The sequence below is a fragment of the Luteimonas terrae genome, from assembly GCF_004358165.1.
GTDB classification, from domain to species: domain Bacteria; phylum Pseudomonadota; class Gammaproteobacteria; order Xanthomonadales; family Xanthomonadaceae; genus Luteimonas; species Luteimonas terrae.
Map to the genome: position 1 here is coordinate 1 of NZ_SMTG01000006.1, position 16,477 is coordinate 16,477.

Annotated in this window: 14 protein-coding genes; 8 read left to right on the plus strand and 6 right to left on the minus strand. The window is 67.7% G+C overall.

Annotation, left to right across the window (positions count from 1 at the left end; translation table 11 throughout):
- Positions 1-207 precede the first annotated feature (207 nt).
- Positions 208-2,049 (minus strand): glutamine--fructose-6-phosphate transaminase (isomerizing), encoded by a 1,842-nt coding sequence (gene glmS, locus E2F49_RS13565; protein ID WP_133394384.1) that lies wholly within the window; start codon positions 2,047-2,049, stop codon positions 208-210.
- A 437-nt stretch (positions 2,050-2,486) separates the two neighbouring features.
- Here glmS and E2F49_RS13570 point away from each other — a divergent pair, with 437 nt between their 5' ends.
- From E2F49_RS13570 to E2F49_RS13600, 7 genes are all read left to right on the plus strand, one after another.
- Entirely contained in the window at positions 2,487-3,800 is a 1,314-nt protein-coding gene (locus tag E2F49_RS13570) for an efflux RND transporter periplasmic adaptor subunit (RefSeq protein WP_133394385.1), read from the plus strand.
- 3 nt (positions 3,801-3,803) lie between these two features.
- A complete protein-coding gene (locus tag E2F49_RS13575) occupies positions 3,804-4,001 on the plus strand; it encodes a hypothetical protein (protein WP_133394386.1) in 198 nt (65 codons plus the stop codon).
- A gap of 48 nt (positions 4,002-4,049) precedes the next feature.
- Positions 4,050-4,766 (plus strand): ABC transporter ATP-binding protein, encoded by a 717-nt coding sequence (locus E2F49_RS13580; RefSeq protein ID WP_133394387.1) that lies wholly within the window; start codon positions 4,050-4,052, stop codon positions 4,764-4,766.
- Between the two features lie 11 nt (positions 4,767-4,777).
- Complete coding sequence (locus E2F49_RS13585; protein WP_133394388.1) at positions 4,778-6,076, plus strand: ABC transporter permease; 1,299 nt, start codon at positions 4,778-4,780, stop codon at positions 6,074-6,076.
- Positions 6,077-6,099: 23 nt separating this feature from the next.
- Positions 6,100-7,323 (plus strand): ABC transporter permease, encoded by a 1,224-nt coding sequence (locus E2F49_RS13590; protein ID WP_133394389.1) that lies wholly within the window; start codon positions 6,100-6,102, stop codon positions 7,321-7,323.
- Between the two features lie 93 nt (positions 7,324-7,416).
- On the plus strand, positions 7,417-8,760 hold the full coding sequence (locus E2F49_RS13595; protein WP_133394390.1) for a sigma-54-dependent transcriptional regulator: 1,344 nt from the start codon (positions 7,417-7,419) through the stop codon (positions 8,758-8,760).
- A 1-nt stretch (position 8,761) separates the two neighbouring features.
- Positions 8,762-10,075 carry a sensor histidine kinase gene (locus tag E2F49_RS13600; RefSeq protein ID WP_133394391.1) on the plus strand — a complete coding sequence of 438 codons (1,314 nt, stop codon included), beginning with the start codon at positions 8,762-8,764 and terminating at the stop codon, positions 10,073-10,075.
- A gap of 27 nt (positions 10,076-10,102) precedes the next feature.
- Here E2F49_RS13600 and glmU read toward each other — a convergent pair whose 3' ends face one another.
- A complete protein-coding gene (gene glmU, locus E2F49_RS13605; protein WP_133394392.1) occupies positions 10,103-11,467 on the minus strand; it encodes a bifunctional UDP-N-acetylglucosamine diphosphorylase/glucosamine-1-phosphate N-acetyltransferase GlmU in 1,365 nt (454 codons plus the stop codon).
- Positions 11,468-11,753: 286 nt separating this feature from the next.
- On the opposite strand from glmU, the gene E2F49_RS13610 reads away from it, so the two are divergent.
- Positions 11,754-12,137 (plus strand): GtrA family protein, encoded by a 384-nt coding sequence (locus E2F49_RS13610; RefSeq protein WP_055249940.1) that lies wholly within the window; start codon positions 11,754-11,756, stop codon positions 12,135-12,137.
- Between the two features lie 16 nt (positions 12,138-12,153).
- On the opposite strand, the gene E2F49_RS13615 is transcribed toward E2F49_RS13610, so the two are convergent.
- The 4 genes from E2F49_RS13615 to atpG all read right to left on the minus strand — a co-directional run bounded on the left by E2F49_RS13615 (position 12,154) and on the right by atpG (position 16,437).
- Positions 12,154-13,314: a DmpA family aminopeptidase gene (locus tag E2F49_RS13615; protein WP_208004908.1), complete on the minus strand. Its 1,161-nt coding sequence runs from the start codon at positions 13,312-13,314 to the stop codon at positions 12,154-12,156.
- Positions 13,315-13,589: 275 nt separating this feature from the next.
- Positions 13,590-14,015, minus strand: a complete 426-nt coding sequence (locus E2F49_RS13620; protein WP_133394394.1) for a F0F1 ATP synthase subunit epsilon — start codon at positions 14,013-14,015, stop codon at positions 13,590-13,592.
- Positions 14,016-14,135: 120 nt separating this feature from the next.
- On the minus strand, positions 14,136-15,536 hold the full coding sequence (gene atpD / locus E2F49_RS13625; protein ID WP_055249943.1) for a F0F1 ATP synthase subunit beta: 1,401 nt from the start codon (positions 15,534-15,536) through the stop codon (positions 14,136-14,138).
- A 40-nt stretch (positions 15,537-15,576) separates the two neighbouring features.
- On the minus strand, positions 15,577-16,437 hold the full coding sequence (atpG, locus tag E2F49_RS13630; RefSeq protein ID WP_133394395.1) for a F0F1 ATP synthase subunit gamma: 861 nt from the start codon (positions 16,435-16,437) through the stop codon (positions 15,577-15,579).
- Positions 16,438-16,477: the final 40 nt, after the last annotated feature.

The following is a 16,477-nucleotide window of genomic DNA, read 5'->3' on the forward strand; positions in this document are numbered from 1 at the left end:
CACATCTTACCGCGACTTTCGAGTCTGTCAACACCGTGTGAAGCGTGTTTCGAACTCTGCCCCGTTCGAGCGCTGCGCCGAAGTGCAGCCCGTCAAGCGGGGCGCGAATTATGCATAGACGAAACCGGTTTGCAAAGACCCTGACACAGAAATTTGTAGAAGCCGGTTAAAGCGCGCCGCGTGTTCAGTGCGAGCGCCTTCGCGTCGCTACTCGACGGTCACCGACTTGGCGAGATTGCGCGGCTTGTCGACGTCGGTGCCGCGCGCCAGGGCGGTGTGATACGCCAGCATCTGCACCGGAATGGTGTGCACGATGGGGCTGAGCACGCCCACATGTCGCGGCGTGCGGATCACGTGCACGCCTTCGGACGCACTGAAGTTGCTGTCGGCATCGGTGAACACGAACAGTTCGCCGCCCCGTGCGCGGACTTCCTGCATGTTCGATTTCACCTTTTCGAGCAATGCGTCCTTCGGTGCGATCACCACGACCGGCATCGCATCGTCTACCAGCGCCAGCGGCCCGTGCTTCAGCTCGCCCGCCGGATACGCCTCGGCATGGATATACGAGATTTCCTTGAGCTTGAGCGCGCCTTCCAGTGCAATCGGATAGTGCACGCCACGTCCGAGGAACAGCGCGTGGTGCTTGGGCGTGAACTTCTCGGCCCAGGAAGTTATCTGCGGCTCGAGATTGAGCGCGTGCTGCACGCTGCCCGGCAGCTGGCGCAGATCCTCGATGTAGCCGGCCTCCTGTTCGGGCGGCAGACGCCCGTTGAGCTTGGCCAGCGTGACCGCCAGCGCAAACAGGCCGACCAGCTGGGTGGTGAAGGCCTTGGTCGAGGCCACGCCGATCTCGGCGCCGGCGCGCGTGTAGAACACCAATCCGCTCGCACGCGGGATCGCGCTCTCCGGCACGTTGCAGATCGACAGCGTGCGCGTATGCCCAAGCGACTTGGCGTACTTGAGCGCCTCCATGGTGTCGAGTGTCTCGCCCGACTGCGAGATGGTGACGATCAGATGCTTCGGATTGGCCACCGCCGTGCGATAGCGGTACTCGCTGGCGATTTCGACCGTGCAAGGCAGGCCGCTGATTGCCTCGATCCAGTAGCGCGCGACCGAACCGGCGTAGAAGCTGGTGCCGCAGGCCAGGATCTGCACGCCTTCGATCTCACGCAGAACATCATCGGCATCCTTGCCGAACAGGGCCGGCTCGAATGCCGCGGCATCGATGATCGCTTCGATGGTGTCGGCGAGCGCGCGCGGCTGCTCGTGGATCTCCTTCTGCATGAAGTGGCGATACGGCCCGAGTTCCAGCGAGGCCAGCGACACGTCCGACAGGTGTTCTTCGCGCGCGACGTTCTCACCATTGCCGTCGAAGACCTGCACTGCGGCACGGGTCAGCACGGCGGTGTCGCCTTCCTCGAGGAAGATCACCCGGCGCGTGGCCTGCAGGATCGCCGAGACATCGGAGGCGACGAAGTTCTCGCCCTCGCCCAGGCCGACCAGCAGCGGACAGCCCATGCGCGCGACCACCATGCGTTCGGGGTCGGACTTGTCGACGACGGCCAGCGCGTAGGCGCCTTCGAGCTCCTTGACCGCCGCCTGCAACGCTGCGAGCAGGTCGAGCCCCTGCGTCTGGTGATGATGGATCAGATGCGCGATGACCTCGGTATCGGTCTGCGACTCGAACACGTAGCCGAGCTGCGTCAGCCGCTCGCGCTGCGCCTCGTGGTTCTCGATGATCCCGTTGTGGACCAGCGCCAGCGTGTCGTGACTGATGTGCGGATGCGCATTGGATTCGGTGACGCCGCCGTGCGTGGCCCAGCGGGTGTGGCCGATGCCGAGCTCGGCATGAAGCCCCTCGGCGGCCGCGGCTGCCTCCATCTCGGCGACACGGCCCGTGCGACGGACACGCCGGACACGCCGGACAGCGTCACCGGTGACCACCGCGATACCGGCCGAATCGTAGCCGCGATACTCCAGCCGCTTGAGGCCCTCGACGAGCACGGGGACCACATCGCGACCCGCGATCGCACCGACGATTCCACACATGCGGCCTGCTCCTTCTGATAAGACGCCCATTCTAGCGACGTGGCCGGGTATCGCTCGCACCAGAACGCCGCGGCGTTCAGCGCCAGACCGCGCGTCCAGCTCCAATGCTCGACGTGCACCGGCGTCAGGCCTCGGAGGCCGAGGCGCGTCGCCCTCAATGCATGGCCAGCGCCGCAGCACGCTTCCGTCTCGGGGCGACGTGTCTCACGCCTGTTCTGAAGCGCTGGGTCGAGCAGGACCCGTGCAGCTGTTCCCAGCATTCCAACCTCGTCCGATTCGCTCGCAGACGCCAGGTGCGGCGGACCCGCATCCGTCCGGCCACGGACGTCCGGACAATGCGCGGACAGCACCCATCCAGAAATTTATTCAATCAAATCATATGGTTGAAGTTGGCACGCAGCATGCTTTGAAGGAACCGAACCCAACGGATCTTCCGCATGTCGCAGCCCGCTTCCAATCCGCCGTCCCGCCCCGCCGGTATCCGCGATACCACCGGCCAGGACACCGTGCGCTCGGTGCCCCGTACCGGACGTCGACGCCCGTGGCTGATCGCAGGCATCGCGGCCGCGCTGGTGGTCGCCGCGGTGGTCTGGCTGTTGACCGGCTGGGCCTCGGGCGCGCGTTCGGTCGACGCACAACGCCTGCGCTTCGCCGAGGTCACGCGCGGCGACCTGGTACGCGACATCGCCGCCGAGGGCCGGGTGATCGCCGCCAACAGCCCGACGCTCTATGCGATCTCGGGCGGCACGCTCACCCTGAAGGTGGTCGCCGGCGATCGGGTCGAGAAGGGCCAGGCGCTGGCCGAGATCGACAGCCCCGAGCTGCGCAGCAAGCTTGCCCAGGAAGAGGCCACGCTGGCCGGCTACGAGGCCGAAGCCGGCCGCGCCGCGCTCGATGCGCAGTTGCGTCAGGCCGCCGCGCGCAAGGTGCTCGACCAGGCCAGGATCGACCGCACTGCCGCCCAGCGCGATCTCGAGCGTTACCAGCGCGCCTTCGAAGGCGGCGCGGTGGCGCAGGTCGATCTGGCCCGCGCGCAGGACACGCTGCAGAAGACCGAGATCGGCGTGACCTCGGCCACCGAGGATCTCGGCCTGCAGGGCCGTGGCGCCGGGCTCGACACCCGCAACAAGCAACTGGTCGCCGAACGCCAGCGCAGCGTGGTGGCGGAGATGCGTCGCCAGGTGGACGCGCTGACCCTGCGCGCGCCCTTCGACGGCATCGTCGGCCAGGTGCAGGCGGTGCAGAGCAGCAATGTCGCGGCGAATGCCCCGGTGCTGTCGGTCGTCGACCTGTCGGTGTTCGAGGTCGAGATCAAGGTGCCGGAAAGCTTCGCGCGCGATCTCGAGATCGGCATGCCGGCCGAGTTGCGCAGCGTCGGCACCACGTATCCGGCCAAGGTGTCGGCGGTTTCGCCCGAGGTCGTCAACGGCGAGGTCGTCGCCCGCCTGCGCTTCGACGCAGGCAGCCAGCCGCCCGGCCTGCGCCAGAGCCAGCGCCTGACCGCACGCATCCTGCTCGACACGCGCAAGGACGTGCTGATGGTCGCGCGCGGTCCCTTCCTCGACCAGGAAGGCGGCAGCGCGGCCTATGTGATGGACGGCAACACCGCCGTGCGTCGCCCCATCACCGCCGGCGCCAGCAGCCTGTCGGCCGTGGAGATCATCGAAGGGCTGCAGCCGGGCGACCGCGTCGTCGTCGCCGGCACCGACCAGTTCGACAACGCGGAACGCATCCGCATCTCGGGACTTTAGACCATGAAGACCTTCCACGATTGCCCGTTTCCCGCCGCCTGGAGCGCCGACGAACTCATCGGTGCCGTACCGCGTCCGCTGTCCTCGCTGTTCGCGAACGGCATTCCCGCCGACCCCGGCGCCCTGCGGCCGGCGGGCTTCACGCGCATCCGTCGCCGTCCGCTCGATCGCGGCCTGCCGACCCTGTTCCGCGTCCGCTGAGCGCGACGCGTCTTCCTTCTTCCGCTTCACGCCACAGGACACATACCCATGCTCGACATGCGCCAGGTCGCCAAGGTCTACCGCACCGAACTCGTTGAAACCCATGCCTTGCGATCGCTCGACCTGCACGTCGCCGAGGGCGAGTTCGTCGCGGTCACCGGCCCGTCGGGCTCGGGCAAGACGACCTTCCTCAACATCGCTGGCCTGCTGGAAACGTTCACCGGCGGCGAATACCGCATCGATGGTGTCGAGGTCCGCGGCCTGGGCGACGACGCGCGCTCGAAACTGCGCAACGAGAAGATCGGCTTCATCTTCCAGGGCTTCAACCTGATTCCCGATCTCAACCTGTTCGACAACGTCGACGTGCCACTGCGTTATCGCGGCATGGGCGCCGCGGACCGCAAGCTGCGCATCGAAGAATCGCTGTCGCTGGTGGGGCTGGGCTCGCGCATGAAGCACTTTCCGGCAGAACTGTCAGGTGGCCAGCAGCAGCGCGTGGCGATCGCCCGCGCCCTCGCCGGCAGCCCGCGCCTGCTGCTCGCCGACGAACCGACCGGCAACCTCGACTCGCAGATGGCGCGCAGCGTGCTGGAGCTGCTGGAGGACATCAACGCGCGCGGCACGACGATCGTGATGGTGACCCACGATCCCGAACTCGCCGCGCGCGCGCACCGCAACGTGCACATCGTCGACGGCATGGCGACCGACCTGCAGACACTGCACGCCGCGCCGTCGCCTGCGTCGCGCGCCACCGCAGACGCCTGAGGAGACCGGACATGTTCGGCTACTACCTGCAGCTCGCGCTGCGCAGCTTCCGCAACAGCAAGGTGCTCACCGCCCTGATGGTGCTGGCGATCGCGCTCGGCATCGGCGCCAGCATGACCACGCTGACGGTATTCCACGTGCTGTCGGGCGACCCGATTCCCGACAAGAGCGATCGGCTGTTCTACGTGCAGCTCGATGCGGCCAGCATGGACAGCTACGTCGCCGGCGAGGAGCCCGACGGCAACATGCCCCGCTTCGATGCCGAAACGCTTTTGCGCGAAGCACGCGGCACGCGTCAGGCGATGATGAGCGGTGGCTTCGTCGCCGTCGCGCCGGACGGCACGCGCGAGCCCTTCTTCACCGACGCACGCTACACCTCGGCCGATTTCTTCCCGATGTTCGACGCGCCGCTCGCCTATGGGGGCGCGTGGACCGCCGAGGATGACGCGGCGCGCGCCCGGGTGGCGGTGATCTCCGCCGAGACCAACCAGAAGGTCTTCGGCGGCGGCGACAGCACGGGCAAGACGATGCGCATCAACGGCGCGGACTTCCGGGTGATCGGCGTGCTCGACGCCTGGCTGCCCACGCCGCGGTTCTGGGATCTGACCCTGCAGAGCTTCAACGAACTCGAATCGGTCTTCATTCCCTTCTCCACCGCGATGGAACAGAAGCTCAGCCGCATGGGCAGCATGAACTGCTGGGGCGATTCGGGAAGCGATCCGAATGCACTCAACGCGCCCTGCAGCTGGGTGCAGTACTGGGTGGAGCTGCCCGCTGCCGGCGATGCCGACGCGTACCGCGACTATCTCGCCAGCTACTCGGATCAGCAGCGCAGCGCGGGACGGTTCGAGCGTCCCAACAACGTGCGACTGCGGGATGTGCCCACCCTGCTCGACCACCGCCAGGTCGTGCCCAGCGACGTGCGGCTGCAGCTGTGGCTGGCGATCGGCTTCCTGCTGGTGTGCCTGGTCAACACTGTCGGCCTGCTGCTGGCCAAGAGCCTGCGCCGGGCGTCCGAGATCGGCGTGCGTCGTGCGCTCGGTGCCTCGCGCCGGGCGATCTTCGCGCAGTTCCTGATCGAAGCCGGCGCGATCGGCGTCGCCGGCGGCATCGTGGGTCTGGGCCTCGCCCTGCTGGGCCTGTGGGCCGTGCGCCAGAACCCGAGCAGCTATGCCGAGCTCGCCAGGCTCGATCTGACGATGCTGCTGACCACGTTCGCCCTGTCGATTGTCGCGAGCCTGCTCGCCGGCCTGCTGCCTGCCTGGCGTGCGATGCAGGTGACGCCGGCCATCCAGCTCAAGTCGCAGTGATCCGACTTCCTTCGAGGACCTCCATGGACATCCGCCCCATCTTCTCGACGCTGCGCCGGCACAAGACCGCGGCCGCACTGATCGTGATCGAGATCGCACTGGCCTGCGCGATCATCTGCAACGCGATCTACCTGATCGACCGCCGCATCGACCACATGTCGCGCCCCAGCGGCACGGTGGAAAACGAGCTGCTGCGCATCCAGATGCCCAGCATCGACGAGACTGCCGACGTCGACCGCAAGGCCGGCATCCAGCGCGACCTCGTCGCCCTGCGTGCAATTCCCGGCGTGCGGCATGTCGCCGCCGTCTCGCAGATCCCCTATGGCAACAGCAGCTCCACCAGTGGCGTGCGGCTCAATCCGGACCAGCGCAACAACACGATCCTGGCTTCGCCGTATCTGGGCACCGAAGACCTGCTGGATACCTTCGGTCTGCAACTGATCGCCGGACGCCGGTTCAATCCGGACGAGTTCGTGGACATGGGCGATCTTTCGCGCGAGGGCGGCGGCATCAGCATTCCGTCGGCGATCGTCAACCGCGCGATGGCCGAGCGTCTGTTCCCGGGCGAGGACGCCATCGGCAAGCAGTTCTACAGTTGGGGCGACCGGCCGATCCGGATCGTCGGCGTGGTCGAGACGCTGGCGCTGCCCAACGACAGCAACGGCAGCGTGACCGCGACGATGCTGTTTCCGGTGCGCGACGACTCCAACGGCACCAACTACGTGATCCGTACCGACCCCGCGCAGCGCCGGCAGGTACTCGACGCCGCGGTGGCAGCGCTCAAGCAGATCGATCCGAACCGCGTCGCCGTCAACAGCGACCTCATGAGCGACCTGCGCGAGAAGTACTACCGCGAGGACCGGGCGATGGCGATGCTGCTGGTCGTGGTCTGCATTGCGCTGCTGGTGGTCACGGCACTGGGCATCGTGGGCCTGGCCAGCTTCTGGGTGCAGCAGCGCAACAAGCAGATCGGCATCCGCCGCGCGCTCGGCGCCACGCGCGCGCAGATCCTGCGCTACTTCCAGCTGGAGAACTTCCTGCTGGCGACGATGGGCATCGGCCTGGGCATGTTGTGCGCCTATGGGCTCAACCAGCTGATGATGTCGCGTTACGAGCTGGGCCGGCTGCCGCTGGTCTACCTGCCGATCGGCGCGGTGGCCCTGTGGCTGCTCGGGCAGATCGCGGTCTACTGGCCGGCACGCCGCGCGGCCTCGGTGCCGCCGGCCGTGGCCACCCGCAGCATCTGATCACCGTTGCGCGTCGCCGGTTGCGTCCACCGCAGCCGGCGACGACCATGCCTCTCCACTCACGCATCCATCTCTCCGGACAGCCTCCACCCGATGCCCAAGATCCTCGTCATCGACGACAACCCCGCCGTCGCCACCGCGCTGGAGGTGCTGTTCTCGCTGCACGACATCGCCACCGAACATGCCGCCACGCCGGAAGACGGGCTTGCGCGTCTGCGCGCCGGCGGCATCGATCTGGTGGTGCAGGACATGAACTTCCACACCGACACCACGTCGGGCGAGGAAGGCATCGCGCTGTTCCACGACATCCGGCGGTTCGATCCCGACCTGCCGGTCGTGCTGCTGACGGCGTGGACGCATCTCGAATCGGCGGTGGACCTGATCCGTTCGGGCGCCGCCGATTACCTCGGCAAGCCCTGGGACGACGGCAAGCTGCTGGCGACCGTCAATACGCTGCTGGAACTGTCGTCCACCCGGCGGGAGCTCGACGCACGCACTCGCGGCGATCGCCGCCGGCGTGATGCGCTGGTGGACGGGCGCGATCTGCGCGGCCTGGTCTGGGACGATCCCTCGAGCGAGACCACGCTGTCCTTGGCGCTGCAGGTCGCGGCCTCGCCGTTGCCGGTGCTGATCACCGGCCCCAACGGCAGTGGCAAGGAAAAGTACGCCGAGATCCTGCACGCCAACTCGTCGGTACGCGACGGACCCTTCGTCGCGGTCAATTGCGGCGCGTTGCCGAACGAGCTGGTCGAGGCCGAACTGTTCGGCGCCGAAGCCGGCGCCTACACCGGCGCGACCCGCGCGCGCGAAGGTCGCTTTGAGGCGGCCGACGGCGGCACACTGTTCCTCGACGAGATCGGCACGCTGCCACCGTCGGGCCAGGTCAAGCTGCTCCGCGTCCTCGAGACCGGACGCTTCGCACGTCTGGGCGGCCACCGCGAGCGCAGCGTCTCGGTGCGTGTGCTCAGCGCGACCAATGCAGACCTGCCGGCGATGATCGCCGATGGCCGCTTCCGCGAGGACCTCTACTACCGGCTCAACGGCATCGAGCTGCGACTGCCGCCCTTGGCGCAGCGGCCGCGCGACATCCTGCCACTGGCGCGGCATTTCCTGGCCGGGCGCAAGCCGCTGTCCGAATCCGCCGAACGCGCCCTGCTGCAGCACGGCTGGCCGGGCAACGTGCGGGAACTGCGCAACGTGATCCAGCGCGCCGAACTGCTGGCGCGTGGCGCGACGATCGAAGCGGCCGATCTCGCCCTGCCCGCCGCCGCTTCGGTGTTCGTCGCCGATGCCGATGCACACGAGCCCGATCGCGCGCAGATCGAAGCTGCGCTGTCGCGCGCGGGCGGCGTGCTCGCACAGGCGGCCGGCGAACTCGGCCTGTCACGGCAGGCGCTGTACCGGCGCCTCGACCGGCTCGGCATCCGGCGCGACTGACATGCGCTGGCTGCAGCGGCTGCCCTTGACCGCGGTGGTCGTTGCCATCGCGATGTTGCACGTCGCCATCGGCGCGGCCCTGGCCATGCTGCTGTTGCGCTGGCTGCCGGTCTGGGCGGCAATCGGCGCCGGCGTGATCTGCACGCTGCCGACGCTGGTCTGGTCGATGCAGCGCGCCTTCGCGCCTGCGCATGCGCTGTTCCGCGCCCTCGCCGGCACCGTGGCCAGCTACCGCGACAGCGACTACGGCTTTGGTGTCGCCTGGGCGGGCCGTGGCGCGCTGGGCGAACTGGTCGCCGCGCACAACGAACTCGGCGAGACGCTGCGCGCGCAGCGGCTGTCGCTGGTGCAGCGCGAACTGCTGCTCGACACGATGGTGCAGAACACGCCGGTGGCGATGCTGCTGCTAGACCCCAACGACCATGTGGTGCATGCGAACCTCGCCGCGCGTCGTGCGCTCGGCGGTGGGCGGCGCCTCGAAGGCCAGACGTTCTCGACGCTGCTGGCCGATGCGCCGCCGGCGCTGGCCGATGCCTTCGCGCGCGGCGGCGATGGTCTGTTCACCGTCGGTGACGGCGAGAACGAGGAGATCCACCACCTCTCGCGCCGGCATTTCCGGCTCAACGGCCGGCGCCACGAACTGCTGCTGCTGCGGCAGATGACCACCGAGCTGCGCCGCCAGGAAGTGCAGACCTGGAAGAAGGTCATCCGCGTCATCAGCCACGAGCTCAACAATTCGCTGGCGCCGATCGCCTCGCTCGCGCACTCGGGCGCGGAGCTGTTGCGCCGCGGCCAGACCGAACGCCTGCCGGGCGCCCTGCGCACCATCGAGGAACGCGCGCGGCATCTCGAAGGCTTCATCCGCGGCTACGCGCACTTCGCCAAGCTGCCGGCGCCGCGGCGCGAGCCGGTGCAGTGGCGCGCCTATCTCGACCAGCTGCGTTCGCAGGTCGAGTTCGTCGATGCGATGCCGATCGATCCTGCAGCCAGCGCGCATTTCGATCCCGCGCAGGTCGAGCAAGCGCTGCTCAATCTGTTGCGCAACGCGCACGAGACCGATGGCGACCCCACGCAGGTGTCGGTCGCGCTGCGCCGCGCCATCGATGGCTGGCGCGTCGACGTGCTCGACCGCGGACCGGGTATGAACGAGGCGGTCCTCGCCAACGCGTTGCTGCCGTTCTATTCGACCAAGCGCAATGGCACGGGTCTGGGCCTGGCGCTCGCGCGCGAGATCGCCGAAGCGCATGGAGGCCGCATCGCCCTGCTCAATCGCGAAGGCGGCGGCCTGTGCGTGTCGCTGGTGCTGCCGGACTGAGCCTCCGGCGCCGCCGGCGCGCCGAGATCAACGCTTCTTCGGCCGTTCCCAGCCTTCGACGATGGTCTGACGTCCGCGCGCGACGGCGAGCTTGCCGTCCGGAACGTCATTGACGATCACCGATCCGGCCGCGGTCGTCGCGTCGTCGCCGATGCGCACCGGCGCGACCAGTGCGGCGTTCGAACCGATGAAGGCGCGGTCGCCGATGACCGTCTTCGACTTGTTCACGCCGTCGTAGTTGCAGGTGATCGTGCCGGCGCCGACGTTGCTGCCGGCGCCGATCTCGGCATCACCGAGGTAGGTCAGGTGATTGGCCTTGCTGCCGACGCCGAGCGTGGTGTTCTTGGTCTCGACGAAGTTGCCGATGTGCACGCCATCGGCAAGCACGGTGCCCGGGCGCAGGCGCGCGAAGGGACCGATGGTCACCGCGCCCTCGGTCCGGGCGCCTTCGAGATCGCAGTGCGCGCGCACTTCGGTCCCGACCCCCAGCGCGACATCCTTCAGACGGCAGAACGGGCCGACGCGCACGCCATCCCCCAGCGACACCCGGCCCTCGAAGATCACGTCGACGTCGATCTCGACATCACTGCCCACCTTGACCTCGCCGCGGATGTCGACCCGCGCCGGATCGGCGAAGCGCGCGCCGGCCACGCACAGCGCACGGACCGCGCGCAGCTGCCACGCGCGTTCGAGCTGCGCGAGCTGCCAGGGGTCGTTGGCGCCTTCGGCCTCCAGCGCGTCGTCGACCATGACGATCTGCGCGGCGCTGTATTCGTCGGCGGCCATGGCGAAGACGTCGGTCAGGTAGTACTCGCCCTGCGCGTTGTCGGAGGACAGTCGCGCGAGCCAGGCCTTCAGCGCGGTCGCCTCGGCCGCGAGGATGCCGGTGTTGACCAGGTTGATGCGGCGCTGTTCGTCGTCGGCATCCTTGTGCTCGACGATCGCGCCGACGTGACCTTCCGGATCGCGGACGATGCGCCCGTAACCTGTGGGATTCTCGAGCTGCGCGGCGAGCACCGCGAGTCGCCCGTCGACGCCGATCAGCCGGCGCAGCGTCTCGGCGCGCAACAGCGGCACGTCGCCGTAGAGCACCAGCACCTGCGCGCCGTCCGGCACCTCGGGCATCGCCTGTCGCACCGCATGCCCGGTGCCCAGCTGCTCGCGCTGCTCGGACCAGTGCAGGTCCGGCTGGTCGGCGAACGCCGCCTGCACCTGCTCGCCGCGATGGCCGTAGACGATGTGGATGCCCGCCGGCTCGAGCGCGCGCGCCGCCTCGACGACATGCCACAGCATCGGCCGCCCGGCGATCTTCTGCAGCACCTTGGGCAGCGACGATTTCATGCGCTTGCCCTCGCCCGCGGCGAGGATGACGACGTGCAGGGGTGCGGTCATGGGGTCGGGCTACTGGAAAGGGCGCCTGATGATAAGCGACGCACCCGGGGCAGGCGCCGACGACCCGATCACCGGCCCGCGCCCGCAAGCGAATGCAGCCCTCGCCGGGCGCACGAGGTTCGACCGCCGCCGGGAAGCGCCTGCGCGCGCCGGTCACAGGGATTCGCGAATGTTCGACACACCCGGGACGACCATGCGCGACGCGGCCGACGCATGAGGAAAATCTAACGCCGGCTGCGTACGATGCCAGCCGTCGCCCGCGCCTCCTGCACCCGACGCCCACACGATGAGCCTGACCAAACAAGGACGCGACTATCTGGCGATCGGCCTGCTGCAGTGGCTGGTCGACTGGGGCGTGGTCGTGGGTCTCACGCATGCCGGGCTGCCCGTTGCACCTGCGAACGTCATCGGGCGCATCACCGGTGCGCTGCTGGGCTACTGGCTCAACGGCAAGCTCACGTTCGCCGGCGACGGCACCGCGATGGGGACGACGCAGTTCCAGCGCTTCATGCTGATGTGGGTGACGACGACCCTGGTCAGCACCTGGGCCATGAGCCAGATCGACGACGTGCTGGGACTGAAGTGGGTGTGGCTGGCCAAACCCGCGATCGAGCTCGCGCTGGGCGCCATTGGCTTCGTGCTGTCGCGCTACTGGATCTACAAGCGCTGAAACGCGCGGCGTCCGCTCAAGGCATCGAAACGCCCTGCGCCTGCGGCGACCGCAGCAGCGGCAGCACCAGATCCAGCGGCAACGCGGGCACTGTGCCCTGATGGCCCGACACCGTGGTCGCGCGGAACACCGAATTGAGGATCGCCTCTTCGGTGGCGTCGGCCACGGCGACGAACAGCGGCGTCATCGCGTCGTTGGCCAGCACTCCGACATCATGCGAGGCCGCAGCCGGCGAACGCCTCACGTTCTGCGCAGTCGAGAACGCGATCACATAGTCGCCCGAGCCGTTACTCATCGATGCACCGGTGCGACCGAGCCCGATCAGCGCGCGCGTCGCGAGCCTGCGCAGCAGGCGATCGTCGAGCGGCGCATCGGTGGCGACGACGATCATGATGCTGCCGTCGCCGGTCGTGGGCGGCGCGGTCGCGGCGGTCGACTGCAGCCAGGCCTGCGGGTCGGGCAACCGGTCGCCGACCGGCACGCCGGCGATGGTCAGACGGCCCCCGAAATTGCTCTGCACGAGAACACCGACCGTGTAACTGCCGGCATCGGTACGCGACACACGCGAACTGGTGCCGATGCCGCCCTTCCAGCCGAATGCGACGGTGCCGGTACCGGCGCCGATGCTGCCTTCCTCGATGTTGTCCTCGGATGCGCCATCCAGCGCTGCGCGCACGTGCCCGGCGCGCAACGGACGCGCGCGAATGTCATTGAGCCAGCCGTCGTTGGTTTCGCCGACCACCGGATTGATCGAGCGCACCTGCTCCATGCCCGGCAGCGCGAGCTGCCGTTCGACCAGGGCATCGGCCGCGCGCCAGACGCCCAGGGTGCCGGTCAGCAGGATCGGGGTTTCCAGTTCGCCGAGTTCCTGCACCTGGGTCACGCCCAGCAATTTGCCGAAACCGTTGCCGACGACGATCGCCGCCGGGACGCGATCGCGAAACAGATCGCCGCCGTGCGGCACGATCGCAGTGACACCGGTGCGGACCGCGTCGCCTTCGACCACGGTGGCATGGCCGACGCGGACGCCCGGCACGTCGACGATGGCGTTGCGTGGACCGGGATCGAGGGTGCCGATCACGACCCCGGTGTCGCGCAGGCGGGGGCGCTCGGGATCGGATGCGGTGGCGGACAATGCCGTTGCGCCCAGAGCCAGCACCGCACATGTTTTCAGCATCAAGTGATTCATCTGTGCGACTCGGCCGTGTCTGTGACGTGCATTGTGGGTCTCTGCATAGACTCGGGAAACTACTCCCCGTCATTCCGGCGAAAGCCGGAATCCAGTGCCTTTCAGCTTCAAGGCGAGCAAAAAAGCTGGATTCCGGCTTTCGCCGGAATTCCGGGATCAGTTGCATAGGCTTCAGTCGCGCGGCGGCGCGCACGTGGATGCAATCGCCAAACAAAAACGCCGGCACATGGCCGGCGCTCTTTGGTACCGCGTGAAGCGATGCCTCAGTGCTTGAGGTTCTTGCGCAGACGTTCGAGCGCCTGCAGCTGGACCACGGCCTCGGCCAGCTTCTGCTGGGCTTCGGCCACGTCCATCGCCTCGCTGCGGCCGGCCAGAATGCGCTCGGCTTCGTCCTTGGCCGCCTTGACGGCGGCCTCGTCGATCTCGTTGGCGCGGATCGCGGTGTCGGCCAGAATCGTCACGACCTGGGGCTGCACCTCGAGGATGCCGCCGCCGATCGCGAAGTCGAGCACTTCGCCGTTGGGCTGGGTCACGACGACCTTGCCCGGCTTCAGGCGCGTGATCAGCGGGGCGTGGCGCGGCGCGATGCCGAGTTCGCCGAGCTCGCCGGTGGCCACGACCAGCGTCGCTTCGCCGTGGAAGATCTCGGCCTCGGCGCTGACGATGTCGCAACGGATGGTGGTGGTCATGGTGTGTCTCGCTCTGCTCGACGTTGGAAGATGAAGCGTGAGGATGGCCGCGTGCTGCGCACGCTCAGGTGGTGAGAAGTCAGAACTGACGTCCTGACTTCCTCACGCCCTCACGGCTCTTTACGCCGCGATCTTCTTCGCCTTCTCGACCGCTTCCTCGATGCCGCCGACCATGTAGAACGCCTGCTCGGGCAGGTGGTCGTACTCGCCGTCGACGATGCCCTTGAAGCCGCGGATCGTTTCCTTCAGCGGCACGTACTTGCCCGGCGAGCCGGTGAAGACCTCGGCCACGTGGAAGGGCTGCGAGAAGAAGCGCTCGATCTTGCGCGCACGCGACACGGCCTGCTTGTCCTCTTCCGACAGCTCGTCCATGCCCAGGATCGCGATGATGTCCTTGAGCTCCTTGTACTTCTGGAGCGTGGACTGCACGCGCTGCGCGGTGTCGTAGTGCTCGGTGCCGATGACGTTCGGGTCCATCTGGCGGCTGGTCGAGTCCAGCGGATCGACGGCCGGGTAGATGCCCAGCGAGGCGATGTTGCGGCTCAGCGTCACCGTCGAGTCGAGGTGGGCGAAGGTCGTCGCCGGCGACGGGTCGGTCAGGTCGTCCGCGGGCACGTAGACGGCCTGGATCGAGGTGATCGAACCCGACTTGGTCGAGGTGATGCGCTCCTGCAGCACGCCCATTTCCTCGGCGAGCGTCGGCTGGTAGCCCACGGCCGACGGCATGCGGCCGAGCAGCGCCGACACTTCGGTACCGGCCAGCGTGTAGCGGTAGATGTTGTCGACGAACAGCAGCACGTCCTTGCCCTTGCCGGACGCGTCCTTCTCGTCGCGGAAGTACTCGGCCATCGTCAGGCCGGTCAGCGCGACGCGCAGGCGGTTGCCCGGCGGCTCGTTCATCTGGCCGTAGACCATCGCCACCTTGTCGAGGACGTTGGAGTCCTTCATCTCGTGGTAGAAATCGTTGCCTTCGCGGGTACGCTCGCCCACGCCGGCGAACACGGACAGACCTTCGTGCGCCTTGGCGATGTTGTTGATGAGTTCCATCATGTTGACGGTCTTGCCCACGCCCGCGCCGCCGAACAGGCCGACCTTGCCGCCCTTGGCGAACGGGCACATCAGGTCGATGACCTTGATGCCGGTTTCCAGCAGCTCGGTGGTCGAGGCCTGGTCCTCGTACGACGGGGCCGCACGGTGGATTTCCCAGTGGTCGGAGGCCTGCACGTCGCCGGCTTCGTCGATCGGGCGACCCAGCACGTCCATGATGCGGCCCAGCGTGCCGGTGCCGACCGGCACCGAGATGCCGCGGCCGGTGTTGGTGGCGACCAGGTTGCGCTTCAGGCCGTCGGTCGAACCGAGCGCGATCGCGCGCACGATGCCGTCGCCGAGCTGCTGCTGGACTTCCAGCGTGATCTCGGTGCCGTCGACCTTCAGTGCGTCGTAGACCCGCGGAACTTCGTTGCGTGCGAACTCGACGTCGACGACCGCGCCGATGATCTGAACGATCTTGCCCTGACTCATTGCTGCATTCCTCTAGAAGAATTCTGGTGCGCGGTGCGGATCAGACCGCTGCGGCGCCGCCGACGATCTCGGAGATTTCCTGGGTGATCGCTGCCTGGCGGGCCTTGTTGTAGACCAGCTTGAGCGTGTCGATCAGCTTGGTGGCGTTGTCGCTCGCAGCCTTCATCGCGACCATGCGCGCGGCATGTTCGGAGGCCACGTTCTCCATCACCGCCTGGTAGACGAGCGATTCGATGTAACGCGTCAGCACGTGGCCGAGCACCGACTCGGCATCCGGCTCGTAGATGTAGTCCCAGTCGTGCTTGACCACCTGCGTCTCCGATGCCGGCAGCGGCAGCAGCTGATCGAAGCTGGCCTTCTGGGTCATCGTGTTGACGAAGTGGTTGTAGGCCAGGAACACACGGTCCAGGCGGCCGTCGGTGTAGCCGTCGAGCATCACCTTGATGATGCCGACCAGCTGCTCGACTTCCGGCGTGTCGCCGATGTGGGTCACGCTGGCGAGCATGTCCACCTTCAGGCGGCGGAAGAACACCGTCGCCTTCTGGCCGATCGTCACCACGTCGACCTGCACGCCCTTCTCCTGCCAGGCGCGGATCTCGCCAAGCAGCTTGCGGAACAGGTTGTTGTTCAGGCCGCCGGCCAGGCCGCGGTCCGAGGACGCGACGATGTAGCCGACGCGCTTGACCTCGCGCTCGACGAGATAGGGATGCTGGAACTCGGAACTGGCCTGGGCCAGGTGTCCGATCAGCTGCTTCATCGCGTTCGCGTACGGGCGCGAGGCGCGCATGCGGTCCTGCGCCTTGCGGATCTTCGACGCGGAGACCATCTCGAGCGCGCGCGTCACCTTGCGGGTGTTCTGCACGCTCTTGATCTTCGTCTTGATTTCTCTGCCGCCTGCCATATCCGCTCGCTCTGCTCGCTTGAGTTGGGGGTGAGGTGGA